Source organism: Psychrobacillus sp. FSL K6-2843 (assembly GCF_038626375.1).
Lineage (GTDB): Bacteria > Bacillota > Bacilli > Bacillales_A > Planococcaceae > Psychrobacillus > Psychrobacillus faecigallinarum.
The window spans coordinates 1,361,746-1,387,637 of record NZ_CP152021.1 but is presented as its reverse complement, the minus strand read 5'-3'; the positions used below and the strand labels follow the sequence as shown (position 1 = coordinate 1,387,637).

Here is a 25,892-nt window from a genome sequence, read left to right as displayed (position 1 = left end):
TCGGAGCGAAGACGGCGACACCTAGGGGACAAGCTCGCGGGAGAGACTAAAGGCTCGACCCATCCCCCAGAAAAGCTGCCGCCGCAACGGAGAACAACTGCTATGCAGTAGAAAAAAGCCCTAAAAATTTACTAATCAATAAATTTTTAGGGCGTATAAATTTTTATGTTGGATTTTGACCCGTCCGCTTACTTGAATCTCGTTTATTTCCCTCATATTCTTGCAAAGCGATGGTAGACATCGTTTAACGTCTCGCAGCCAACCTCTTTTGCTTTATTCACATAAATACTCCATAGCTTAGCAGTCATTTTAGCATCTCCTAGAGCATGATGACGTCCAATTACTGGAATATTGTTATAATCACACAAATCTTCTAATGCTATTATATTCAAATTAGGCTCTATTACTTTTAAAAGAAAAGATGTATCTACAATCCGATGCTTAAATGGTGTTCGAAATAAGGTTGAACTGGTATGTTCCATAAAGTTCCTTTCATGAGTAGCATGATGAGCAACCAAGGTGCTATTTTGTTTAAATTGAAGAAACTTAATAAATACCTCCTCAAGTGACAATGCATCCCTTAATTGTTCATTTGTAATGCCAGTTAATTGAACAATTTCATCAGGAATTTCTCGTTTAACATGTACAAGAGAATAAAAAAACTCTTCTTCTATAAGCTTTTCCCCTGTCATTTTAATAGCCCCTATAGAAATGATGCAATCACCTTTTTCAGGAAAGAAGCCCGTTGTTTCAATATCAAAGACTACAACATTTAAATTCTCCAAAGGGATATTCAGCACATCTTGAGTTATTTCCTTTTGCAAATTACGTAAAAATGCCATTTGCTGAGCATTTTGTACGTCACTAATACCCACATTTGTCCGCTTCCCTTGTAGCCCTCTCAATATTTGCATAAACGGTTCAAAAGCCATCGCCAACACCCTTTGTTTCTTTAACTTATACTAGTTAGTTCAATTACTTCCGAATGTAGCCTTTTTCCATCCTTTAATATTCTTTTCATATTTTGCAGTTGTTCCTTGTTCAAGTTGTTTATATTTAAGTAATGAGTATCCTCATAATTTTCTTTTTGGAGTAAAATCATCCGGTATATTAATAACTCTATGAAATTTTTTTCACAATTTTGAAGCATTTTTTTATAATCATTTAACCTAGTCAATTGATTTATCCTTTTTAAAGTAGAGGTCTCCAAAACACCTTCCTTTATCGACAATAAGCGCACTGCGTTTACATATGGCAAAAAAGCCGCGTACTTAAAATTCACATTTCCTTGATAGGGTCCATGTCTTTCTACCAATATTTGACCGACAGGACCAATCACATTTTTTATATGCTTTATATTGGAAGAAAAGCGAGGGAGAGTAGATGGATGTTGCCGTATGAATTCACAAATAATAGATTTTAATTGTTGTGTATAACTTTGATTGCCGTACAATGCTCTTGCATCAAAGAATATTTGTAGATATCTAATAGCTTCCCATCCTTCATCACTCAACCATTCACCCAATTGTTCTTGCCACTGCTCAAACGATTTGCACCACATAGGATTGGAACTCATAACATTCCCTTTACAATAAGGATAACCCACTGCGTTCAGTCCAAGCGCAAGCTCATCTCCCAGTGTTTTAAAATAAGCATCATTCTTTTCACTCGACCATTCGTATACAATTCCATGGTCTTGGTCACTGATCAAGCCTTGCTCTTTTCTCCCACCACTACCCGTGATAAACCAAGTAAAATCACAAGGAGGTATTCCTGCCGTGGTTTTAGCAACATCCATTACTTTGTGCATTACTTGATCATGAAAAACATTGAGAGAAATGGTATCTTTCAAATAGGACATTATTTGCCGGTCCTTCCATTCTCTTATGGATTCATATGTTTCCACGACCACACTCCCTTTAAGCAAAAAGCCTCTGAACCAGAGGCTTTTGTTTCTATTTTATTCGAATCAATTAGTGCCTTTTGCTTCCTCTAAAACCATTTGCTCTGGATAACCATAGTTTCCATGCTCGCTCATGTCTAAGCCCATAATTTCTTCTTCTTCAGTCACTCGAATACCACCCATGACTTTTTTCATTATAAATAGGATAGCATATGACACGGCAAATGCGAATGCTCCACACGCCGCTACTCCCATTAATTGGACTAATAATTGGTCAATCCCACCTCCATAAAATAAACCTGGTTTACCAGTAGTCGCAAGTTCTGTTGTAGCAAAGAAACCCGTTGATAAAGTTCCCCAAATACCAGCAGTTCCATGAACCGAAAGAGCATATATTGGATCGTCAATTTTTCTCTTTTCAAAGAATCGTGCACTATAGAATACTAAAACGCCAGCGATTAAACCAATCACAACCGACGCCCATACATCTACAAAAGCACACGACGCAGTAATAGCAACCAACCCAGCTAAAGCACCGTTTAAAATAGTCGGTATATCCGATTTCCCTAAAGCTACCCACGATATAAATGTCGCCGCTACAGCTCCTGCACCAGCTGCAAGTGCTGTATTTAAGGCTACATACCCAAAGAATGCCGCATCTACAGAAACAGTACTGCCTGCATTAAATCCAAACCAGCCAACCCATAGGATCAATACACCTAATGCAGTATACACTTGGTTATGACCCGCTAAATTATTGGCAGAGCCATCTTTATTATATTTTCCAATTCTAGGCTTAAGAATCATTGTTGCAGCAAGTGCTGCCGCTGCACCTGTTAAATGAACTACTGTAGATCCAGCAAAATCTTGCTTACCATGCTCCGCTAGCCATCCGCCTCCCCATACCCAATGAGCGATTACCGGATAAACGATTATGCCAAATAGAATGGTAAAAATAACATACGCAGATAATTTTGCACGCTCTGCAAATCCACCAAGAGCAATGGTAACCGCAATCCCAGCAAACGCTAATTGAAAGACAAAAAAGACAGTCGGAGAAACGCTCGCTCCCTCCTGTACTCCACCACCATAGAAGAAATCAGTCATTCCTACAAAAAAGTTAGCATTTCCTCCAAATATAAATCCATATCCGACGGCCCAAAATATTAATGAAGCCAAGCCGAATGTAAAAATTGTTTTACCAGCAACGTGACCAGCATTCTTCATTCTTGTTGAACCAGCTTCTAAAAGTATAAATCCACCAATCATAAAAATAACTAAAATTGCAGCAACCATGGTCCATAAGCTGTTCATCAAATACATTACATCTTCCATTCTAACTCCCCCTTTTATTCATGTTATGTTTATTCCCTTACTTATGTTAGGAAATATAACATGAATTATTTATATTTTTATTTTACTGGTTTTATAACGAATGTCAATATAATTTTCTGAATTTAATTTATTTTGTGTGAATATATGTCACATAGACTTGTAAATACAATTTATGAATAAATCCTTCCCTTTTCCTTGCACACAAGGCTAATAACTACTTTAAGCTTTTTTTAAAGATGACATGACAAACAACTCCAATTTAAAGAAGAATAGTTGAGAGGTGCATGCAAATTTATTGGAATTAGAACAGACATATGAAATGTATCTCAGTGCCTTTCACATATCCACCTTAATCCTAAATCTTTTTATCTAAAAGATCCCTACCATCAGACATGAAATGTCCCTTGAAATAAAATTTAATGTGTCACCACTTAAATACAGGGTAATTCATATCATTTCAATTATCCGTTACGCAAAAGTATTTCCCAGAAAATAATAACTCTATCGCTTCGTTACTTCTTTATAAGATTTACGGTTTCTTAATAATAAAAAAAGCTTACTGGATTATACAATCTATCCAGTAAACTTTTGTGTTGTTTGAATCACTTTTCCATTAGGAATTAACAAGGTTATTTATTGAATACCATTCCTTGGAAAATGTTTAAATTCTATTTTTCAAATTATTTCTAGCTGAGTTAACTTTATAATTCCTTTTATTGTCCCATCTAGATTTGTTAGGATTCAAGCATTAAATCCTCCGGGTTTTCCAGTAGCTCTTTTACGGTTTTTAAAAAACCCACGGAATCCTTTCCGTCAATTACGCGATGATCATAAGACAAAGCCACATACATCATTGGACGAATTTCTATTTCGAGACCCACAGCTACCGGACGTTTTTGTATCGTATGCATACCTAAAATACCAACCTGAGTCCCATTTAAGATTGGCGTCGACATGAGTGAACCAAATACACCACCATTTGTTATGGTAAAGGAGCCTCCAGTCATGTCAGAAAGAGCTAGCTTGTTATCTCGAGCTTTTTTAGCAAGGCCAGCAATATCTCCTTCAATTTCCGCAAAATTTTTGCGATCTGCATCACGGACGATAGGTACTACAAGACCTCCCTCTGTAGATACAGCAATACCGATATCATAGAAGTTGTTTTTGACAATATATTCTCCATCGAGTTGAGAATTGACATAAGGATATTTTTTAAGAGCAGCAACTACAGCTTTTGTGAAAAATGACATAAATCCTAAACGAACATCGTTATCCTCAAAGAATTTATCTTTTTTACGAGAGCGTAAAGCCATAACATTCGTCATATCGATTTCATTAAACGTCGTTAGCATTGCAGTGCTTTGTCTAACTTCTAACAAACGTGAAGCAATGGTTTGGCGTCGACGAGACATTTTTTCGCGAGTGGTACGCCCATCATTTTCATTAACAGGAGCAGATGCTAATTTAGGCGACTCTGTTGTTTGTTTTGAACCATGAGCAGATACATCTTGTACACGAACCCGTCCCATTGGATCGACAGGTGATACATCATTTAAGTCAATACCTTTTTCTCTTGCAAGTTTTCGTGCAGCAGGACTAGCAATTGGTCGACCTTGATGATCAGAGGTCCCTTCTGTATTAGTAATCGGTGCATTTTCTGCCTTAGGTATTTCTGGTGCTTTCTCTTCTACTTTCACTTCCTCATTTTTAGGTTGTGAAGCAGGAGCTCCAGATCCTTCACCAACAATCGCAATAACTTCTCCTACTTGCACTGTATCTCCTTCACCAAATAATAGCTCACTAACTACTCCTGCTTCCTCCGAAATAACCTCAACATTTACTTTATCTGTCTCAAGCTCAACAATGAACTCACCTTTTTCAACAGTATCACCTGGTTTTTTTAACCACTGAGCGATAGTGCCCTCTGTAATAGACTCTGCTAGTTCCGGAACAATAATTTCAGCCACTTAAACTTCCTCCTCTTAGTTGCTTACAAGCCTTTCAATGCTTCTTCTATAATTCTTGCCTGTTCTACTTTATAAGTATCTGCATCACCCTCGGCGGGACTCGCACGATGAACTCGTCCTGTATAAACAATGTTTCTTCCATCTGCTATATGCAACAAATACGGAAGAGCATAATTCCAAGATCCCATGTTTTCAGGTTCTTCTTGTGCCCAAGTGAGTTGTTCTACATTAGGGTAACGTTTCACAATATCAGTAATTTCTTCTTTTGGGAAAGGATAAAGCTGCTCCACGCGAATAATATGCAAATAATTAAATTCAGAGCTGTCCTTTACTTTTTCCGCTAAATCAATTGCTAATTTACCACTTGCAAAGACGATTTTTTTTACTTTTTCAGGTTGTCCACCAAGACCAGACTGTTCAATCACAACTTGGAAACTTCCTTCAGTCAAATCTGATACATCAGCACCTACTAAAGGATTTCGTAACAGAGATTTTGGTGAAACGATTAATAACGGACGAACAAACTCTTCATTTAATGATGCCGCTTGTCTGCGCAATATATGGAAGTAGTTTGCTGCACTCGAAAGATTAGCCACTGTCCAGTTATTTTCAGCAGAAAGCTGTAAATAACGTTCTAACCTTGCACTTGTATGCTCTGCTCCTTGCCCTTCAGCACCGTGTGGCAGCAACATAACAAGCCCTGATTTTAACCCCCACTTAGCTCGTGCGGAGCTAATAAAGTTATCAAACATTACTTGGGCCATATTTGCAAAATCCCCGTATTGCGCTTCCCAAATTGTCAAAGTATTTTTGTCCTCTAGGCTGTATCCAAACTCATAGCCTAAAATAGCTGATTCGGTTAATGGGCTATTATAGACAACGAAGGATGCATTTGAACTGTCAATAAAATGCATAGGAATTAATTCTTCACCATTTTTTTCATCATGTAAAACTAAATGTCTATGAGAGAACGTTCCACGTTGAGCGTCTTGTCCGGATAAACGCACGGAAATCCCTTCTTGCAAGAGTGTGGCAAATGCAAGTGTTTCCGCATGCCCCCAGTCAATTTTACCATTGCTAGTAAAAGGCTCTTCTCGGCGTTTCAATATTTTCTCAAGCTTTTTAAATGGAGTAAATTCTTTTGTCCAAGTTAAAAGTTCCTCATTAACCTTTCTTAACTTTTCACCCTCTACTCCTGTTGTAAATTTGGGATAACCAGTTAACACTGCTTCTGGAATAATCACTTCATGTGCAGTTGTTTGAGGTAACTCTTTGACACGATCATATGCCTGTTGCATTTCCTCTAAGATCATTTCATCTAGTACATCTACTTCAGTTGATTCAATTACCTTTTCTTCTACAAGCTGTTCTCCATAAATTTTTCTTGCAGTAGGATGCTTATGGACTATATGGTACATCATTGGATTAGTTACCGAAGGCTCATCCATCTCATTGTGCCCATAACGACGATAACCAATGAGGTCAATAACTATATCCTTGCCAAATTGTCTACGATATTCAAACGCAAGTTGAGCTACTCCTATAACCGCTTCAGGATTATCCGCATTTACATGAATAACCGGAACTTCAAATCCTTTAGCAGGGTCAGAAGAATAGTTAGTGGAGCGTGAATCGTATTGCTCTGTCGTAAATCCAATCATATTATTAGCTATAATATGAATAGAGCCCCCTGTTTGAAAACCGCGCACACGACTATAATTTAGTACCTCAGTTACAACTCCTTGTCCTGGAAAAGCTGCATCTCCATGTATTAAAATTGCGAAAGCCGCGTTTTTGTCTTGCTCTGGATAGCCAGGAACATTTTTCACTTCCTGAGCTGCTCGTGTTTGACCAGTTACTACTGGACTTACAACTTCGAGATGGGATGGGTTATAGGCAAGTTTAATGGTCATTCCATCACCTGAATGATAGGTTGCCCCTTTATGATATTTCACATCTCCATACCAACCCTCTGAAATCTCCAATGAACCATCTTTTGGTAAAAAAGATTCAGATGGAACGTGGGCAAATTCAGCGAACATCATTTCATAAGGTTTTTTCAAAACATGTGTTAGTACATTTAATCGACCACGGTGTGCCATTCCAATATTAATCTGCTTTGTATTGGTTAGATTTGCTTGAGATACTAATTCATCAATTAAGACCACCAAGGAATCTAATCCTTCTATAGAGAACCGTTTAGCACCTACAAACGTACGATGTATGAATTTTTCAAAGCCCTCAATTTTGGTTAAACGCTTCAAAAGTTCTTTCTTTTCCCCAGTGGAAAGATTTGCCTTGATAGCATTTCCTTCAATTTTATTTTGAAGCCATTGTCGTTCCTCAGAGTTAACTATATGCCTAATTTCAAATGCTATATTATCTGTGTATATAGACTTTAAATAATTTATAGCTTGTAGACCATTAACTATGTCACCAGGAGGATTAGGTATTATTAGTACAGCTGGTACTTCCATAAGGTCCTGTTCAGAAAGACCATATCCTTGCATATCAATTCTAGAAGGGTCCTTCATGCCGTTATTAAGCGGATAAATATTAGCGTTGTGGTGTCCATGTCTTCGAATGGAATCTGCTAATTCAATAGCTCGAAGAATCTTTTCTAGGTTTTCCGAACTCCCTCTTCCTACAACCGCTTCATTTTTGTTTAAAGAATCGACCGGTGCCCCGTATTGTTTAAAGAGATTCGCTATATCCTCTGAAACATTTTCAGGAGAATTTAAATATAGATCATACTGTTCTAAAAGGTAGGCCAAATTGGGACCTTGAAATTCATTCCACGGATATAAATTACTTTTCATTTTACTAACACATCCTAATCTTTTTAGTTCGTAACGTACCTCGTCTTAAAGTAGTCCCACCCATTGCCAATAAGTCATACTGAAGATAATGATTAACGCGTACCCAATAATAGTAATTGGTAGCCCAGATTTTAAAAGGTCTTTTGTTGTAAATGCTCCAGTACCATATGCGAGCATGTTTTGAGGCGCACTTACTGGAAGCAAAAAACCAAAGCAAACAACAAATTGCTGGATCAATACTAGACCTGGACCGTTAAACGAAGTAGGTTGCATTGAAACCACCAACGCAATAACGATAGGGATAAACGCCGAAGCTAAGCTTGTTGCGCTTGCAAAACCTAGGTGAATCAATATATTAAACAGTGAGAGAACCATGATAATGAAAATAAGTGGCATTTCTGTTAACCCGACTGCCTCTAATGTATTTTCAGATAACCAAGATGCACCTTCTGTTTGTAAAAGTACTGTTCCCATAGAGATTCCAACTGCGAATACTACTAGAGTTCCCCAAGGAATCTTATTTTGGACTTCTTTCCAAGTGAAAATTCCAATACCCGGCAAGAGCATAACCATTACAGCTATAAATGTAACAGTCGTTGAATCTAGTGGGTGAAGTATGCCTTCAGTTGCCCAAAGAATTAATAAAGCAATTGAAATAATGATTAACCGTTTTTCTTTACCAGTTATTTGACCTAATTCTTTTAATTGATTTTTAATGACTACATCGCCATTTTCTAATTCAGATAGCTCCGGTTTAATAAGCTTGTTCATGATGAAGAATAATACGAAAGACATTAAAATTGACCATGGCCCAGCATATATAAACCATTGACCCCAAGTAATATTGATACCAAAGTTTTCTTCAATGAATCCTAGAGCGACCATGTTTTGAGCGGCTGCTGTTTTAATCCCTATGTTCCAGATAGAAATAGACTGAACTGCTGTGACTACTAATAGGGCAGAAAGTCTACTTGTTTTAGGTAGGTTGAAGGCAGCGACTACCCCTAATAGAATAGGCAAGATAGTACCTGCCCGAGCTGTAGCACTTGGAACAAATAACGCTAGCACGATACTTACAACTATTGTTCCAAAAACTAGGCTTTTTGTTTTTGTACCTACCTTAGACATGATGAACAGTGCTAAACGTTTATGTAATCCAGTAAGCTCCATTGCTGCAGCTATGAATGTTGCTCCAGCAACTAGGCCGACAGCCGAGGAGCTAAAACCTCCTAATGCTAACTTTAAAGCACCTGAAGTTGTGTAATCTATTGAAGGATCATCGATGGTTGGTGCTAGACCGATGAATACAGAAATAAGTACAATGATTATTGCCGCACTCACTGGAAACGATACGGCTTCCGTTACCCATAGAATTACCGCCAATGCAAGAATCGCTAGAGCTCTCTGCCCTGCAACCGGAAGTCCTTCAGGAGTGGGTAATAATACAATAATTAAAAATACTGCAAAAGCTAGGAGAATAAAAAACGTTTTATTCTTTTTCATTACAATTCCTCCTCTATTTCTATAGAATATTATTGTAAAATAGAATATATCTTAAAATTTTTTATATAGTTTTATTTTGCAAACTATAGGAGTACACTTTCTATTACTGTGATTCTTCAAACATCTTACCTAATCCATTAATATGACCCTTCGAGAATCCATGCTAGTTATCGTTACTTATTTTGCTAATAGAATTCATTTTTATACGATGCTTTCTAAGCAAATTTGACTGTCGTTTTCCGACTCATACAAAGATCTAATTAGCTGCAATAAAATTCTTAAATTTTTTACTGTAAACTACTATGCCTCTCTCGGTGTAACAGATATTGTCATTCCTTGCATATGCACTATTAACTGTTAGATTTCTTCCGAAAGGATATTAAAAATGCATTTCAGTTAGGTTATCTCTACCTTTCTTGGTTACTTAGTAAACTAGGAAGAACTATATATCATCAAACAATGTGAATTAATTCACAATAAGTATACCTCTACAATTTCTTTTTGTTTATATATACCAATCTATTTCATAAATTTTTAAATAATTTCTAATCTTTTGTTCATATTTTTGTCAATATTTTATGGTTTAAAAGGTATATACTCACATTTAAGCCAATTCTTAAGTAGTACTTAATAATTAAATTTGAATTATTAAGTGTCTAGCTAATTGATCTATACGTCTTTCCTCAGTGAGCTAAACGAATTTGTAGAACTTCACATGAGTTGGTATGATTTTTCTCCCTGCTCAAGAAGCGGGCACATTTAACACGCATATAATTTTAAATAAGTTCAATTAGTGTTTGAATAAATGAGATTAAAATAATCCTCTCTTTTTCCAATTTTTATGAGAGAATGGTTATGAGAAGAAGTTATCTAAAAATGAAAGGAGGAAGTCTATGAAGCCTTGGATAGCGCGAATTTCCCTACTTTACCTACTATGTTTTCTAACAGCTTGCAATAAAGATTCCATCTCCCTTGAAAAACCCTTAACAAAAGAGCAGACCAATATTGTGCCTATAGCTATGCAAGAAGATGATTATGAAGCGATAGTAGAAGAAAAAAACAAAAGCATAAACCTTCTCCCGCTTGATATCACATCCCCTAATGCAAGCGAGCTTGGTATTACTTTTTCTGAACCAAAATACAAGAAATTTTCTGCTAATGGAGAAATCACCATTGCTGGGAAAATAGATAAAATAGATGACTTAAAATCACACTATATATGGATTAACATCCAAGCAGAAAAAGTAGGAGTTGCAGGAAAAGAACAGAATTATTTCGTTCCTATTAATGATGGGGAATTTAATCAAACAGTTCATTTTTTTAACGGAGAAGGAACATATAAAATAAAAGTTCAAGTCCCTAGCACTGAGCGAGAAAACTATTATTATGATACAGCAAACTTTGAGGTTATTAATATCAACCCAGAAAGGATAAGAGACGTTACTTATACACCACTTGGTTTAGAAGCTGGGCTAGGTCTTGATACCAAGGTTAGTTATGTAGTAGAAGAAGATGGTGTATTTACATTGAATGGGGAAATCCTGAAAGCCGCAGGTTACCAGGATATTATGGTTCGGTTGACTAAGGATGGCCAGATATGGAGCAAAGTGATTCCTGTTAAAAATGGAACTTTTACTACTAAGATTCCCCTTTTATATGGTCAAGGATTACATACTCTAGAGGTAATGATTCCTGATTCAGATAAAGAAAACTATTACAAAACTGCAACAGATTTACTCATAGAAAATACATCTATTGAAGAAATGGAGCCTATTCATTACTCCTCCCTATATACCGAACGAGGAGTTAATCTATTAGAGCCCATCTATGCTAGTAGCGTTAGCGAGCATAAATTTCATATAAAAGGTTTTATCGATCCAGAAGCGTTACTATCAGCGGAAACAACTCACCTCTATGTACAAACTAAAAAAGGAGAAGACCTAGCCTTAGAAGTAATTCCTATTAGTAATTATGCATTTGATCATTCTTTTTACTTGAGGTTTGGTCCTGGAAAATATGAGATTTCTATTAGCGTTCCTGAAATCACTAGCACAAAGAATAACTTTTTTAGATACTATGAGGTAGCAAAATTTGAAGTACTTTCAACTATAGAACAAGATAAACGAGATATCCTTCCTTCTAGAGGAGTAGAATCAGATTCACCTCAAATTATTGAACTAGCAAACAATCTCATAAAAGACAAAGTTTCCGAAAGAGATAAAACAAAAGCCATCTATGACTTTGTTGCAAACAATATTTCCTACGACGTTACTAAATTTCAAAATGAAGATTTTAATTGGGATGATAGCGCTTTAAAAACGCTGGAGTTAAAAACGGGAGTTTGTCAGGACTATGCCTATTTAACAATTGCCCTTTTACGAGCAGTCCATATTGAGGCTCGCTTTGTAGAAGGATACACAACAGATAGGCATGCTTGGGTTGAGGCAAGGGTGGATGACAGTTGGTTAACTATGGATCCAACCTGGGGGGCTGGCTATATTAAAGAAAACAAATTTATAGCAAGCTTTAGTGAAGATTACTTTGACCCTGCTGATGAAGATTTTAACAAAACCCATACACGCAATGGTATAGTCTACTAAATTTATTCTTAAGAAAAACTCAAACACCTAATACCTTACAAATTTAGACAAAGCTAGTTGATCAAAAGGAAGCCCTGTTGTTCAACTGTCTTTGTCTTTTTTAATGAAAAAAATAATAGACTCAAGGTGACTGCTATCAAGCACCTTCATTTTTACCCTCTAGCCCAACAACTCTCCCTTCTTCTCCTTTTTTTATAAACCACGGATTATTCGGTCTTTCCAAAGGAGTGATATTCATAATAAAATATCCTACAATTAAAATGAGTATAACTAGCGAGTAAAGAAGTGTATCAATAGGGTGATCATGTTCTACAATAATGAGGCGAATCATAGCGGTAATACCTACGTATAAAAAATACCTGAGAGGAAAGTGGTAGTCTTCTTTGAAATACTTCACAATCATGGTGATGAACTCAAAATATAAAAAGAATATGAGGATGTTAGCAAGGAACATTTTATAGTCGCTGGTACCTACGGTGACTAACATTTGGATAAAAATTGTAAGTTCCTTCATTAGCAAAAATGCTAATATAAATGCCAAGAGGACTAAACAGAGATTTAAAAAAACTTGCAAGGCTTTTGGGATGATCGATAACATAGCTGTAAATTTAACCATTCAATTCCTCCTTTTTAATAATACATTATTATAATGTAAGATAACCTAACATGTCTATTTTTTTCTGAAATTTAAAATTATTTTTGTTTCTTTAAAGGCATTCAGTCTATTTTTAAAGGCGTCTATTTGTTGATAAAACTAATTTAATTTTATTTAATGAATCAGATGTCTAGTGAAAAGAGCAAAAATTGCTACGAAGTGGATAAAAAAACAAAACCCCCGAAAATTTTACGAATAATAAAATTTCCGGGGGTTTTGAATTTAAAAGACAAGTTTTGTACTAGCCTCTTTTATCTATCCTATTCGATTAAGTCGACAAATTTTGTGGCAGCTGTTGATAGGGGTACTCTTTTTAAAAAGCATACCCCTATATTTCTTTTAGGTATGTCCTCTTTTAATTGCACTTCTTTTAATATTCCCTTATTTAAATATTCTTTAGCAAATTGTTTAGTCACACAAGCAATACCTAGGTTTATTTTAGCAAATTCTAATAATAAATCATGAGAACCCAATTCAAACTCGGGAGAAATTTTTACTCCTTTTGAGAGCATATAATCTTCTACATATCGTCTAGAAATAGATTTTGACTCGAGAAATATTAAAGGTAATTTTACTAGCTCATTTAAACTAATTGGCTTTGACAAGACTTTATTAAACTTTTCCCCATAAACAAAAATGTCCTGCACCTCTAAGCAAGGTCTTTGTCCAAGACTATCGTCCTCTACTGGAAAATTGCAAAAAGCAATATCCACCTCGCCTGCTTTTAAGATGGCGCAAAGCTCTGTTGTTGTACCATTCACAATTGTAAATTTAATACTAGGATATTTATTATGAAATTCTTCTAAGTAAGGGAGCAAGAAAAATCGTGAAATTGTATCTCCTACTCCAATTTTAAGCTCCCCTGCAGTTAGATTTTTAAATTCTAGTATTTTTTCCTCCCCTGTATCAATTAGTTTCAAGGCAGAGCTAGCATATTCAAACAATACAGAGCCTTCTGTTGTCAGAGTTACTCCCTTAGTTGTTCGATAAAACAACCTTGTGTCTAGTTCTCTTTCAAGTTGCATAATTGCTTGGCTAATTGCTGGTTGTGTCATAAACAAATCTTTTGCAGCCTTTGAGAAGCTACTATTTTTACTAACCACACAAAATATTTTATATAGATCCAGTTTCTCTGACATATAAGCACCTCTTATATCTATTATTATATATATTAATTTTACTTATATCATTGAATTGAGTAATATTACAAGTGGAAATAATATATATATTACAGTTGAAGGAGCGTTCAATTTGGAAAGAGTAGTTGGTACAGTTGTTAGAGGTCTTCGTGGCCCTATTATAAATAAAGGTGACAATATTGAAGAGATTGTAGTAGATAGCGTTTTAAAAGCTTCAGAAGTGGAAGGTTTTTCTATTAACGATCAAGATATCGTGACAGTGACTGAATCGATCGTTGCACGTGCTCAAGGAAATTATGCAAGCATTGACCAAATTGCAAAAGATGTTCATTCAAAATTTGGAGACGACACACTGGGTGTTATTTTCCCTATTCTAAGTCGTAACCGTTTCGCAGTCGTTCTACGTGGTATAGCAAAAGGTACGAGGAAAATTGTTTTGATGCTTAGCTACCCCTCAGATGAAGTCGGTAATCATCTAGTAGATATCGATGAGTTAGATGAAAAGGGAGTTAACCCTTGGACTGATGTTCTTACAGAAAAACAATTCCGTGACCACTTTGGTTATAAGCTACATCCTTTTACTGGAGTAGATTACATCGCTTACTATAAAGCTCTAATAGAAGAATATGGAGTTGAATGTGAAGTAATATTCTCTAACAACCCGAAATCTATTTTGGATTATACTAAGAACGTACTAACTTGTGATATTCATTCGAGATTTAGAACGAAAAAAATCCTTAAAGCCAATGGCGGAGAAAAAATTTATAGCCTGGATAACCTACTCTCTGAGTCAGTAGATGGAAGTGGCTTTAATGAAGAATATGGTTTACTTGGGTCCAACAAATCCACTGAAGATAGTGTGAAGTTATTCCCGCGTAATTGCCAACCAATTGTTGATAATATTCAAGATATGCTTAAAGAAAAAACAGGTAAACATGTGGAAGTAATGGTATACGGAGACGGAGCATTTAAAGATCCGGTCGGACATATTTGGGAGCTTGCTGATCCAGTAGTTTCACCTGCCTTTACTGCTGGATTAGAAGGGACACCAAACGAAGTAAAATTAAAATATCTTGCCGATAATAATTTTGCACATTTGAGAGGCGAAGAACTGAAAAAAGCAATTACCGAGCATATTAACAACAAAGGTGATGATCTCGTTGGTGCAATGGAGGCGCAAGGCACTACTCCTAGAAGATTAACAGACCTTATTGGATCGCTTTCTGATTTAACCTCAGGTAGTGGAGATAAGGGTACTCCAATGATATATATTCAGGGCTACTTTGATAATTATACTAAATAACTTCCTTACTTATGGGGGCTTGGACTAAATGTCTCGAGCCTTCTTTTTTTGTACTAAATAAAATGCAAATTAGCAAGGTATAGTATAGTTAAATGTTAAATCGCTAATCTTACAATCGTAAGGCTATCGAAAACAAAATTGCCCTCCAATAAGAGAAGGAAAAGAAATGATTTTTCATCTCTTTTCTCTTTACAATTCATAATGTTGATTCATTGAATGATCGACTTACAAGACTCTCATCTTTTCTAATAGAAAAGCATAGAAAAATCACTGTTACAGCTAGGAATGATATAACCAGTCCCTCTCTCCACAAATTGAAAGATTCTATACCCATTGTATTAATCAAGGAAAATAAACTTTGAAATACAAATAAAGGATATAAATTTCGAGTGATTACAAATACTTGAGCCAGCACAATGCCTAACAAAAAGCATAAAACAATATGAACACTCGTCTCAGTCAGATTGTTGCCTGTTAGGAGAAGAAACCACCCATCTTGTGAATACAATATTCCTGAAGCTAAGATGGCAGCTATGTTGCCTAAAGGTAATAAAGTGGTAACCACTATCCCAATAAATATGCCTAGTAACACAAAGCTGATTAATATAGCATAAGCAATAAGGAAAGTGGTCATTAAAAATGATTCTTTAGAAAAATCTTGATTGCTTAATATAACGATTACTAAAATAAGTGGTAAAAAAAAGACGAGACTTTCACTTTTAAGTTGGAGATTAAATCCATAAAAGCTCCATTTTTTCATCCACGAAAAATAAATAATAAGGATTAATGCAAGGGGAATGAAGGAAAGTAATGTTGGCATATAGGTTCCTTCCCAAAAGACATTACTAATTGATGAACCGGTTATGAGAATAATAATGTAAAATATTTCAATACTGATTATCGCTAAAATTGGAATAGCCCATTTAGTCTTCCTGCCACGTATCATACTAAAACTCCTTCTGTTATCTTCTTAATGAAGAACAAATTGGACAATTTATTAAGGATTATTTTTTTGATAAATACTACTGGTTTAAGAAGAAAGCAATAAAAATTCTATAAACAAAACTTGGGGGAATACTTTTAGTACGTCTTTTTATAGTCCTCCAGCTAACATAACCCTATTTTTGTACATTTATAAGTAATTATATCTCCAATACATATAAAAGCTTTAGGGGTTATATATATGCCCATAAGAGTCCGGGAAAGGAAATTCTCTATTCATCACCTCTTTCCACTTGATTTTTAGGGTTTAGGATAAACAAATAAAGACATACACCTTCTCTAAGCTAAGTGTATGTCTTTATTTATATTTTTAAAACTCTTCGTTGAACATGCTTTCTTTGTGAACATCTGGCTTAGACGCTTCAAGCATTAATATGACGGCTGTTATAATATGCATTATCATTCCAACAATAGGTATAAAGCCGATACAAGAGGTTACTATTCCCAGAATACTCCCAGTCGTAGTTTCCCCTCCCTCTTTTTTCGTTATGATAAGGGTAACGATATGCAAAGCCAACATAATTACCAAAGGTATCCAGAGAAAGCTCATGATTATAATTCCACCTAGAACTGGTATCCCTAAAAGTGCCTCCAATCCTCCTGTAACCCATTTTAATATTTTTGTGTTTGACATAATTGCGACATCCTTTGTTTGAATTATTTTTAATATTATTAAAAATATATCATATTCCTTCTCGTATGTCTTGGCTTTCTTATGTTTTTTTACCTATTAAATAATAATAAACTTAAGTTAAGTTCACCAATTTTAATCCATAATATGGAATATGTCATCTTTAGTACTTAAGGTCTTTATAACAAGTTGGGTAAAAGAATGTAATTATTTTTAAAGGTGGATAAAACAATTATCTGAGTAGCGATGAAACTTGCGGTTAATCTAAAGCTTTCTTAATATGGAAGCGAAAATTGTAAAGATATCGCTTCTTGTGAAGGTCAATTACAGAGGTTTTTTTTGTTAAAACTTATTAGTACTTAATTTCCCATTTAAATATAACAATAATACTTAACATTAAAACCCCGGAATGTTTTACAAACCTCTAACATTTCCGGGGAAGTAAGTTATTTCAACAAGCCGTGCTTTAAATCATTATGCCATTTAGAAAGCATAGGAATATCTGCCTCCGTAATTGTGTCTGCCTCATATGCTGCATCAACTAAAGCATCATAATTAGTCAAGCTAATAAAGTTAATACCTGCTTCATTAAACGAATCCTCTGCCTTCGGAAGTCCATATGTAAAAATACTTACAACTCCAAGTACTTCTAATCCTGATTTTCTTAACGCTTCTACAGCTGTTAAGCTACTTCCACCTGTGGATATTAAATCCTCAATGACTACTACCCTTTGACCAGGTACTACTTTTCCTTCAATTTGGTTTCCTCTACCATGTTCCTTTGCCTTCGACCGTACGTACAGCATAGGAAGGTCTAACACATCACTTACCCATGCAGCATGAGGAATACCAGCTGTGGCAGTTCCCGCTACTGCTTCTGTCCCTGGGAAATTGTTGTTAATGGCTTCTGCAAGGCCATTTGCAATTTCTTTCCGAATGGCTGGAGAAGACATAGTTATACGATTATCACAATAGATAGGCGATTTAATGCCTGAAGCCCAAGTAAAAAGGTTGTTTGGCTGTAACTCTACTGCTCCTACCTCAAGTAGTGCCTTTGCAATTTTATGATCAAGTTTCATGCGTATTCCTCCCACATATTAAAGATAGTTTTGTAAGCCTCAACTGGATTATCTGCCTTTGTGATAGCACGTCCAACTACAATGTGAGAAGAGCCTTGCTTTCTAGCAATAGAGGGAGTTGCCACTCTTACCTGGTCGTGTGCTTCTCCAGAAGAAAGTCGTATACCTGGTGTCACTCGTAAAAAGCCTTCCCCACAAGATTCAACTATTTTTCCTGCCTCGAGCACAGAGCATACCACTCCATCTAATCCCGCTTTTTTTGAAAGCCTAGCATAATGAAGAACAGATTCCTCCAAAGAAGTATGGATAAGCTGCTCCTCCTGCATTTGTTGCTCTGATGTAGAGGTTAACTGAGTAACGCCGATAATAGCAGGTCTCATTTTTCCAGCTAGGGTTCCCGCTTCCAGTCCTTCACGAGCTTTAATCATCATTGCCTCTCCTCCAGCAGCATGAACATTGATAAGATCGACTCCTAAACGAGCTAGTCCTTTCATAGCTTGGCCAACTGTGTTTGGAATATCATGTAGCTTCAAATCTAGAAATACATCATGCCCCATTTCCTTCAGCTTATAAACTATAGCTGGACCTTCCTGCATATAAAGTTCCATTCCTACCTTAACAAAGAGAGGTTCGTTAAAGGGGGTTAAAAAACTGTACACTTCCTCAGCAGAAGCAAAGTCTAATGCAATAATCGGATTGTTTATCATAATCGATGGCTCCTTCCAACTAAATCGGTTACTGTTTCATACCCTAGCTCGTCAAGCTTATCAGGTAACTGCTCGATTAACGACGGACAAATGAATGGATCAACAAAGTTAGCTGTTCCAATAGCTACTGCGCTTGCCCCTGCAGATAAGAAGTCAATAACATCATCTATGTTAGATACCCCTCCCATTCCGATAATAGGTAGTGAGACTTGATTAGCAACGTCATACACCATGCGTAATGCAACAGGCTTAATAGCAGGGCCAGAGAGACCGCCTGTTACATTAGCAATAACAGGACGTCCCGTTCGAGTATCCAACCGTAAACCAAGTAAAGTATTAATCATTGTTATACCATCTGCACCACCGGCTTCCACAGCTTTGGCAATTTCTACAACGTTTGTGACATTCGGAGACAGCTTCACATACACAGCTACAGAAGATACTGCTTTAACTGCTTTTGTCAGCTCTTCTGCTATTTGAGGGTCTGTACCAAACGTTATTCCACCTTGTTTAACGTTTGGACATGATATATTCAACTCAAGTGCATGCACATTTGGAGCTTTGGAAATAGCTTCCGCAACTGCAACGTAATCCTCCGTTAAGGTACCAGCAACATTTGCGATAATGGGTACATCAAATTGCTCTAACCAAGGAAGCTCATTTGCCATTACCTTTGTAAGACCAGGGTTTTGTAATCCAATTGCATTAAGCATTCCCGCAGGAGTTTCTGCGACACGAGGAGTGGGATTTCCTAGTCTAGTTTCTAGTGTGGTAGCTTTAATCATAATTGCACCTAATTTAGACAAATCATAAAGCTGTGCATACTCTTTACCAAATCCGAAGCACCCTGAAGCCGGCATTATTGGATTTTTTAACGACAGACCTGGTAACTCTACCGCTAATCTGTTCATACTCGAATCACTCCTGACTGGAAGACTGGACCATCAGAACAAACCTTCAAATAGTCAACATCCGTTTTTTCCGTTGTTTCGCATACACAAGCAAAGCATGCTCCGATACCGCAGCCCATACGTTGCTCAAAAGAAAGATAGCCTTCTTTATGTGGATACATTTTTTCAAGTGCTGCAAGCATAGGAGTTGGACCGCAGCTATAATACATGACAAAGTCGTCAGCAATTTTGTCTAAAACGTTTGTGACAAATCCTTTATGTCCATAGCTTCCGTCTACTGTTACTATATAAGTTTCACCTAGTTGTTTAAACAGCTCCTCATAAAAAACAACATCTAGCGATTGAAAGCCCAATACATGGATGGGTTGCACACCTCTTTCCACCAGTCTTTTGGACAGTTCATAAAGAGGTGGAACACCAATACCCCCACCTACTAGCAGAGCTTTCTCTCCAGCTGTAATTTTATCTACAGGAAAACCTTGACCTAAGGGACCAAGCACATCTACAATATCCCCTGGTTTTTTCTTCGAAAGTAGAACTGTTCCACTTCCCTCTGCACGATAAATCATTGTAAACTCTAAAGCTTCATTGTTTATAGAACTAATACTAATTGGTCTACGCAATAAAGGTTCCATTTGATCAGACACTCGTATATGAACAAATTGGCCTGGCTGTTTCATATCCTGCACGAGCTGTCCTTTTAAGGTAAGCTCGAAAATGTTCGTTGCTATCTTTTGCTGATGTACAACGCACATTTGCTCTTGTCTAATCATGCGCGAACCTCCTGTAATTTCATCGTATCTGTAGAAAAACTCATCGACTCAATTACTCGAACCATAGCTTCTGCAGTATCTAATGAAGTTAAGCAAGGTATTCCATTTTCGACTGACTCTCTTCGAATACGGAAGCCATCACGCTCTGGCTGCATTCCTTTCGTCAAAGTGTTAATAACAAATTGAGCTTCCCCTTTTTGTATTACATCTAATAAAGTAGTGCCCTTCGAGCCAATTTTGTCTACTATATCTACTGGAATACCTGCAGATAGAATCGCTTTTGCCGTCCCTTCTGTCGCAATGATACGGAATCCAATTGCGTGAAAACGTTTAGCAATATCTGTTGCTTCCTCTTTATCTTTGTCAGAAATAGTCATTAGTACAGATCCATGATCTTTAATTTCCATACCTGCTGCCACTAAGCCTTTATAAAGTGCTTTTTCTAGTGTTATGTCTTTCCCCATTACCTCTCCTGTTGATTTCATCTCAGGTCCGAGTGTAATATCAACTCTACGAAGCTTAGCAAAACTGAAAACTGGTACTTTTACGAATACTCCTGGACTATTTGGTGCCAGTCCTGTTTTGTATCCCTGCTCAACAATAGAGTGTCCTAGAATCGCTTTTGTTGCAATGTTTGCCATTGGTATAGAGGTTATTTTACTTAAAAATGGTACTGTACGGCTTGAGCGTGGGTTTACCTCAATCACATAAACCTCATCTTTAGAAATTACATATTGAATATTCATCAGACCTACGATTTTTAAGCCTCTAGCAAGCCTTGTTGTGTAGTCAACCAGGGTGTCTATATGTTTTTGAGATAACTTTTGTGGTGGATATACGGCAATAGAATCGCCTGAATGGACTCCAGCTCGCTCAATATGCTCCATAATACCTGGTATTAAGACATTCTCTCCATCACAGATTGCATCTACTTCAACCTCTGTTCCTGTTAAATAACGGTCGATTAGAACCGGCTTTTCAGGGCTTGCTTCTACAGCATTTTCCATATAGTGCTTAATCTCATCTTCGTTATAAACGATTTGCATTGCGCGTCCACCAAGTACGTAAGAAGGTCTCACTAATACCGGGTAACCAATTTCATTAGCAATTTCAATTGCTTCTTCTACAGATACTGCAGTTTTACCTAGTGGTTGAGGTATTCCAATTTCGTGAAGAGCAGATTCAAATTTATTACGGTTTTCTGCTCGATCGATATCCTCTAAAGTAGTACCTAATATTTTTACTCCTCTTTCTTCTAATGCTTCTGCTAGGTTTATCGCTGTTTGACCACCAAACTGTACAACTACACCTTTTGGCTGCTCAAGATCCACGATATGCATAACGTCTTCCACAGTTAACGGTTCAAAGTATAATTTATCTGAAATAGAGAAATCAGTCGAAACTGTCTCTGGATTGTTATTGATAATAATTGCTTCATAACCGGCTTCTTTTATCGCCCATACAGAGTGAACAGTTGCATAGTCGAATTCTACACCTTGCCCGATTCTAATTGGACCAGAACCAAGCACAATCACGCTTTCTTTATCCGTACGAATAGATTCATTTTCCTCTTCATACGTTCCATAGAAATAAGGCGTTTCTGATTCAAACTCTCCAGCACATGTATCTACCATTTTATAAACTGGGACAATATCGCTTTCCTTTTTAAAGTTATATACTTCTATCTCTTTCACATTCCAATATTTTGCGATTGTTTTGTCTGCAAAGCCCATTCTCTTTGCTTTATATAAAATTTCCTTATTGAAAGGATTATCTTGAATTACCTTTTCGTATTTAACGATATTTTGTAATTTATTTAAGAAGAATAAATCAATTTGACTCCACGCATGAATTTGCTCGATTGTCACTCCACGGCGTAACGCTTCACCGATAAAGAATAAGCGCTCATCTCCTGCGCGGCGAATTCTCTTAGCAATCCATTCATCTGTAATAGAATCGCTATTTTTCATTTCAAGATGAAAGTGACCTGTTTCCAAAGAACGAACTGACTTTAGAATTGCTTCTTCAAAAGTACGTCCAAGGGACATTACTTCTCCTGTTGCCTTCATTTGGGTGCCAAGATTACGTTTAGCTGATTCAAATTTGTCAAAAGGCCATCTAGGTATTTTCGCTACAATATAATCTAAAGCTGGCTCGAAGCAAGCGTATGTTTTTCCCGTAACAGGATTCATCATTTCATCTAATGTAAGTCCTACCGCTATTTTTGCTGCGAGCTTTGCAATTGGATAACCTGTCGCCTTTGAAGCAAGCGCAGATGAACGGCTTACACGTGGATTAACCTCAATAATATAGTAATTGAAGCTATGTGGATCTAAAGCAAGTTGTACGTTACATCCACCTTCTATTTTTAAAGCACGAATAATCTTTAAGGATACATTTCGAAGCATTTGGTTTTCACGATCAGATAATGTTTGCGTCGGAGCCACTACAATTGAATCTCCAGTATGAATCCCTACTGGGTCTACGTTTTCCATATTACATACGACGATTGCATTGTCAGCTGAATCTCTCATTACCTCATATTCTATTTCTTTATAGCCCGCAATGGATTTCTCCAATAGACATTGGGTCACGGGACTATACTTTAAACCACTTGTAACGATTTCGACTAGGTCTGCATCATTATGGCAAATACCCCCTCCAGTTCCACCTAATGTGAATGCTGGTCTTACGATTACTGGGTATCCAATACGCTCCACAAAGGTTTTTGCTTCCTCAAGATTGTGGATAATGTCACTTTCAGGTACTGGCTCGTTCAGCTCATTCATTAATGTTCTGAACAAATCCCGGTCCTCTGCTTTGTGAATTGCCTCTAGCTTCGTACCAAGAATTTCTATCCCTAACTCGTCTAATATGCCAGATTCATCTAGCTGAATAGCCATGTTTAAGCCAGTTTGACCCCCTAATGTCGGAAGTATTGCATCTGGGCGCTCTTTACGGATAATCTTACTTACGAATGGAAGAGTTATTGGCTCAATATATACTTTGTCCGCAATTTCCGTATCTGTCATAATAGTTGCGGGATTGGAGTTAACTAGTATTACTTTATAGCCTTCTTCTTTTAGGGAAATACATGCTTGTGTCCCAGCATAGTCAAACTCTGCAGCTTGACCGATTACAATTGGACCAGATCCGATTACTAAAATAGTTTCTATATCTTTACGTTTAGGCATGTGAAGTCTCCTTTTTGCTTTCTTTATTCATTAACTCTATAAATTGATCAAATAAGTGCGTGGAATCCTCTGGTCCACATGAACCTTCCGGGTGGAACTGTACACAGAAGACTGGATATGTTTTATGTCTTACACCTTCAACTGTTCCATCATTTAAAGCTACATGAGTAATTTCAAGGTCAGTATTGGATATAGAATCTGCATCAATCGCATAGCCATGGTTTTGAGAAGTTAGCTCAGTTCTTCCAGTAGTTAAGTCTTTTACTGGATGATTCCCACCTCGATGACCGAATTTTAATTTAAATGAAGTGGCACCACTCGCTAGAGAAATTAACTGATGACCAAGACAAACTCCAAAGATCGGGACGTTACCGATTAAGTCCTTTACCATCTCAATTGCTTCTGGTATATCTGTTGGGTCCCCAGGTCCGTTAGATAACATGACCCCATCGGGACGCATTGCTAGAATTTCTTTTGCTGATGTGTTGAAAGGTACTACAATCACGTCACAGTCACGCTTGTTTAGCTCTCTTAAAATACCATGCTTCATGCCAAAATCTACTAATACTACTCGTTTTCCACGTCCAGGACTTGGATACGGTCTAGTAATAGATGACTGCTCGACTACGTTTTTAGGTATTTCAGTAGCTTTTAGTATTGCTACAATTTCTCCCACATTTACTTCTTCTCCAGCGTTTGTCATCTTACCCTTGAGTGAACCATGCTTTCGAATAATGCGTGTTAGCTTACGCGTATCTATTCCTTCAATTCCTGGTACATTTTTTAATGTTAAAAATTCATCTAATGTACTTTGGTTGCGAAAGTTAGATGGATGCTCCGCCAATTCACGAACAACGATTCCTGACAAGCCTATTTCAATAGCTTCAAAATCATCTGGATTTATACCGTAGTTACCAACCATAGGATACGTGAAAGTCAGAATTTGACTACAATTGGATGGATCCGAAATAGATTCCTGATAGCCTGTCATTGCTGTAGTGAAAATAACCTCACCAACAGTTCCTTTTTCGCTTCCAAAAGCATTCCCCTTAAATACCGAACCGTCCTCTAATATTAAATATCTAGTTTTCATGCTTGTTCCTCCTGCCATACGATTTCTCCGTTAAAGATAGTAACTTGTGGCCAACCTGCACAAACCCAGCCATCAAATGGTGTATTCTTCCCTTTAGATAAGAATGCTTCTTTTTCTATTTTTTGTTCTTTATTTAAATCTATCAATACTAGATCTGCTGGAGCTCCAATCTCTAACTTGCCAAATTCAAAGCCAAATACGTTCGCCGGTTTGATTGTTAAGAAATCTAAAAGTTGCTTTAACGTCCATTCTCCAGTTTTCACAAAATGTGTATACAACAATGGAAAAGCCGTTTCTAATCCAACGATTCCAAATGGAGCCTTTTCAAATCCTAGTGCTTTTTCCTCCTCTGTGTGAGGTGCATGATCTGTCGCAATAAAATCTAATATTCCATCTAATAGTCCCTCACGCAATGCCATCATATCGTCCCTTCCTCTTAAGGGGGGATTCATCTTCCAAGTTGCATCATTGGATGGAATATCTTCCTCACAAAGTATTAAATGGTGAGGACTTACTTCTGCCGTTACATGGATGCCTGCCTTCTTTGCGTCTCGTATCACTCGAACAGATTCCTTAGTACTAACATGGCATACGTGATAATGTGCACCTGCAGCTTCAGCTAGTAATATATCTCTCGCAATATGTACTGATTCTGAAACAGAGTGGATTCCTTTTAATCCAAGCTCTTCATTTCGTTTCCCTTTATGCATTACTCCACCATATAAAAGTGAATTATCCTCACAGTGTGCTACTACAGGAATATGGTACTTTGCTGCTTCTTGCATTGCTTCTAGCATTGTCCCCGCCGTCTGTACTCCCACGCCGTCATCGGTTAAAGCAAATGCCCCAAGCTCTTTAAGTGAAGCAATATCTGTGCGTTCTTTACCAGCTTGGCGTATTGTAATTGAAGCATATGGAAGCACTCTTACAAGTGCATTTTTTTCTACTAAGTTTAGTACATGTGAGAAGTTTTCAGCTGTATCTGGGACTGGACGAGTATTAGGCATTGCACAGATAGTTGTATATCCACCCTTTGCAGCAGCTTTTGTACCAGTTTCAATCGTTTCTTTTTGTTCACCACCTGGCTCACGTAGATGCACATGTACGTCAATAAAACCTGATGAGAGTAACATTCCTTTACCATCGATTACTTGTGCCTCTGCTAAAGTTGGAGTAGGGTGGATTTCTGTTATTATCCCTTCTTTAACTACAACAGAAGTAGTTTCTAATTCACCTGATTGGTTTACTAGTTGAACGTTTTGAATTATTTTTGTCATG

The 25,892-nt window shown here is 37.0% G+C and carries 19 protein-coding genes; 2 read left to right on the top strand and 17 right to left on the bottom strand.

All coding sequences use genetic code 11. The features are described 5' to 3' along the window. Window positions 1-212: 212 nt before the first annotated feature. From MKY94_RS06740 to MKY94_RS06715, 6 genes are all read right to left on the bottom strand, one after another. Window positions 213-932 carry an exonuclease domain-containing protein gene (locus MKY94_RS06740; RefSeq protein WP_191696399.1) on the bottom strand — a complete coding sequence of 240 codons (720 nt, stop codon included), beginning with the start codon at window positions 930-932 and terminating at the stop codon, window positions 213-215. A 20-nt stretch (window positions 933-952) separates the two neighbouring features. Further along, window positions 953-1,906 (bottom strand): DUF294 nucleotidyltransferase-like domain-containing protein, encoded by a 954-nt coding sequence (locus MKY94_RS06735; protein WP_151110615.1) that lies wholly within the window; start codon window positions 1,904-1,906, stop codon window positions 953-955. Window positions 1,907-1,969: 63 nt separating this feature from the next. Next, on the bottom strand, window positions 1,970-3,238 hold the full coding sequence (locus MKY94_RS06730) for an ammonium transporter (protein ID WP_144537997.1): 1,269 nt from the start codon (window positions 3,236-3,238) through the stop codon (window positions 1,970-1,972). 734 nt (window positions 3,239-3,972) lie between these two features. Then, window positions 3,973-5,205, bottom strand: a complete 1,233-nt coding sequence (gene odhB, locus MKY94_RS06725; protein ID WP_151110617.1) for a 2-oxoglutarate dehydrogenase complex dihydrolipoyllysine-residue succinyltransferase — start codon at window positions 5,203-5,205, stop codon at window positions 3,973-3,975. 23 nt (window positions 5,206-5,228) lie between these two features. Continuing rightward, window positions 5,229-8,024, bottom strand: a complete 2,796-nt coding sequence (locus tag MKY94_RS06720; protein ID WP_151110619.1) for a 2-oxoglutarate dehydrogenase E1 component — start codon at window positions 8,022-8,024, stop codon at window positions 5,229-5,231. A 45-nt stretch (window positions 8,025-8,069) separates the two neighbouring features. Continuing rightward, window positions 8,070-9,527 (bottom strand): DASS family sodium-coupled anion symporter, encoded by a 1,458-nt coding sequence (locus MKY94_RS06715; RefSeq protein WP_144537994.1) that lies wholly within the window; start codon window positions 9,525-9,527, stop codon window positions 8,070-8,072. A gap of 893 nt (window positions 9,528-10,420) precedes the next feature. Here MKY94_RS06715 and MKY94_RS06710 point away from each other — a divergent pair. Beyond that, window positions 10,421-12,127, top strand: coding sequence for a transglutaminase domain-containing protein (locus MKY94_RS06710; protein ID WP_151110621.1), 1,707 nt, complete (start codon window positions 10,421-10,423; stop codon window positions 12,125-12,127). A 136-nt stretch (window positions 12,128-12,263) separates the two neighbouring features. On the opposite strand, the gene psiE is transcribed toward MKY94_RS06710, so the two are convergent. Together psiE and MKY94_RS06700 are read right to left on the bottom strand one after the other, a co-directional pair. Next, window positions 12,264-12,743 carry a phosphate-starvation-inducible protein PsiE gene (psiE, locus tag MKY94_RS06705; protein ID WP_144537992.1) on the bottom strand — a complete coding sequence of 160 codons (480 nt, stop codon included), beginning with the start codon at window positions 12,741-12,743 and terminating at the stop codon, window positions 12,264-12,266. Between the two features lie 299 nt (window positions 12,744-13,042). Next, the gene (locus MKY94_RS06700; RefSeq protein WP_144537991.1) at window positions 13,043-13,921 is read right to left on the bottom strand and encodes a LysR family transcriptional regulator; all 879 of its coding nucleotides are present in this window, start codon (window positions 13,919-13,921) and stop codon (window positions 13,043-13,045) included. Between the two features lie 112 nt (window positions 13,922-14,033). On the opposite strand from MKY94_RS06700, the gene MKY94_RS06695 reads away from it, so the two are divergent. Then, a complete protein-coding gene (locus tag MKY94_RS06695) occupies window positions 14,034-15,224 on the top strand; it encodes a coenzyme F420-0:L-glutamate ligase (RefSeq protein WP_144537990.1) in 1,191 nt (396 codons plus the stop codon). A 196-nt stretch (window positions 15,225-15,420) separates the two neighbouring features. Here MKY94_RS06695 and MKY94_RS06690 read toward each other — a convergent pair whose 3' ends face one another. From MKY94_RS06690 to MKY94_RS06650, 9 genes are all read right to left on the bottom strand, one after another. Next, window positions 15,421-16,170 carry a hypothetical protein gene (locus MKY94_RS06690; protein ID WP_144537989.1) on the bottom strand — a complete coding sequence of 250 codons (750 nt, stop codon included), beginning with the start codon at window positions 16,168-16,170 and terminating at the stop codon, window positions 15,421-15,423. A 366-nt stretch (window positions 16,171-16,536) separates the two neighbouring features. Further along, on the bottom strand, window positions 16,537-16,860 hold the full coding sequence (locus MKY94_RS06685; protein WP_144537988.1) for a hypothetical protein: 324 nt from the start codon (window positions 16,858-16,860) through the stop codon (window positions 16,537-16,539). A gap of 443 nt (window positions 16,861-17,303) precedes the next feature. Continuing rightward, window positions 17,304-17,936 (bottom strand): orotate phosphoribosyltransferase, encoded by a 633-nt coding sequence (pyrE, locus tag MKY94_RS06680; protein ID WP_144537987.1) that lies wholly within the window; start codon window positions 17,934-17,936, stop codon window positions 17,304-17,306. Beyond that, a complete protein-coding gene (gene pyrF / locus MKY94_RS06675) occupies window positions 17,933-18,643 on the bottom strand; it encodes an orotidine-5'-phosphate decarboxylase (RefSeq protein WP_144537986.1) in 711 nt (236 codons plus the stop codon). Before pyrF ends, pyrE begins: the two co-directional genes overlap by 4 nt. After that, window positions 18,640-19,554 (bottom strand): dihydroorotate dehydrogenase, encoded by a 915-nt coding sequence (locus MKY94_RS06670; RefSeq protein WP_191696402.1) that lies wholly within the window; start codon window positions 19,552-19,554, stop codon window positions 18,640-18,642. Before MKY94_RS06670 ends, pyrF begins: the two co-directional genes overlap by 4 nt. Then, window positions 19,551-20,327 carry a dihydroorotate dehydrogenase electron transfer subunit gene (locus MKY94_RS06665; protein WP_144537984.1) on the bottom strand — a complete coding sequence of 259 codons (777 nt, stop codon included), beginning with the start codon at window positions 20,325-20,327 and terminating at the stop codon, window positions 19,551-19,553. Before MKY94_RS06665 ends, MKY94_RS06670 begins: the two co-directional genes overlap by 4 nt. Beyond that, window positions 20,324-23,521 carry a carbamoyl-phosphate synthase large subunit gene (carB, locus tag MKY94_RS06660; RefSeq protein WP_342578282.1) on the bottom strand — a complete coding sequence of 1,066 codons (3,198 nt, stop codon included), beginning with the start codon at window positions 23,519-23,521 and terminating at the stop codon, window positions 20,324-20,326. Before carB ends, MKY94_RS06665 begins: the two co-directional genes overlap by 4 nt. Then, the gene (locus MKY94_RS06655) at window positions 23,514-24,614 is read right to left on the bottom strand and encodes a carbamoyl phosphate synthase small subunit (protein WP_144537982.1); all 1,101 of its coding nucleotides are present in this window, start codon (window positions 24,612-24,614) and stop codon (window positions 23,514-23,516) included. Before MKY94_RS06655 ends, carB begins: the two co-directional genes overlap by 8 nt. Next, on the bottom strand, window positions 24,611-25,891 hold the full coding sequence (locus tag MKY94_RS06650; RefSeq protein ID WP_342578281.1) for a dihydroorotase: 1,281 nt from the start codon (window positions 25,889-25,891) through the stop codon (window positions 24,611-24,613). The genes MKY94_RS06655 and MKY94_RS06650 overlap by 4 nt, the downstream gene beginning before the upstream one ends. Window position 25,892: the final 1 nt, after the last annotated feature.

Bases quoted from the DNA above. Each gene is read 5' to 3' on its own strand.
- MKY94_RS06740 (WP_191696399.1), bottom strand. From the start codon at position 932: ATGGCTTTTGAACCGTTTATGCAAATATTGAGAGGGCTACAAGGGAAG.
- MKY94_RS06730 (WP_144537997.1), bottom strand. From the start codon at position 3,238: ATGGAAGATGTAATGTATTTGATGAACAGCTTATGGACCATGGTTGCT.
- MKY94_RS06720 (WP_151110619.1), bottom strand. From the start codon at position 8,024: ATGAAAAGTAATTTATATCCGTGGAATGAATTTCAAGGTCCCAATTTG.
- MKY94_RS06715 (WP_144537994.1), bottom strand. From the start codon at position 9,527: ATGAAAAAGAATAAAACGTTTTTTATTCTCCTAGCTTTTGCAGTATTT.
- MKY94_RS06710 (WP_151110621.1), top strand. From the start codon at position 10,421: ATGAAGCCTTGGATAGCGCGAATTTCCCTACTTTACCTACTATGTTTT.
- psiE (WP_144537992.1), bottom strand. From the start codon at position 12,743: ATGGTTAAATTTACAGCTATGTTATCGATCATCCCAAAAGCCTTGCAA.
- MKY94_RS06700 (WP_144537991.1), bottom strand. From the start codon at position 13,921: ATGTCAGAGAAACTGGATCTATATAAAATATTTTGTGTGGTTAGTAAA.
- MKY94_RS06690 (WP_144537989.1), bottom strand. From the start codon at position 16,170: ATGATACGTGGCAGGAAGACTAAATGGGCTATTCCAATTTTAGCGATA.
- MKY94_RS06685 (WP_144537988.1), bottom strand. From the start codon at position 16,860: ATGTCAAACACAAAAATATTAAAATGGGTTACAGGAGGATTGGAGGCA.
- pyrE (WP_144537987.1), bottom strand. From the start codon at position 17,936: ATGAAACTTGATCATAAAATTGCAAAGGCACTACTTGAGGTAGGAGCA.
- pyrF (WP_144537986.1), bottom strand. From the start codon at position 18,643: ATGATAAACAATCCGATTATTGCATTAGACTTTGCTTCTGCTGAGGAA.
- MKY94_RS06670 (WP_191696402.1), bottom strand. From the start codon at position 19,554: ATGAACAGATTAGCGGTAGAGTTACCAGGTCTGTCGTTAAAAAATCCA.
- MKY94_RS06665 (WP_144537984.1), bottom strand. From the start codon at position 20,327: ATGATTAGACAAGAGCAAATGTGCGTTGTACATCAGCAAAAGATAGCA.
- carB (WP_342578282.1), bottom strand. From the start codon at position 23,521: ATGCCTAAACGTAAAGATATAGAAACTATTTTAGTAATCGGATCTGGT.
- MKY94_RS06655 (WP_144537982.1), bottom strand. From the start codon at position 24,614: ATGAAAACTAGATATTTAATATTAGAGGACGGTTCGGTATTTAAGGGG.
- MKY94_RS06650 (WP_342578281.1), bottom strand. From the start codon at position 25,891: ATGACAAAAATAATTCAAAACGTTCAACTAGTAAACCAATCAGGTGAA.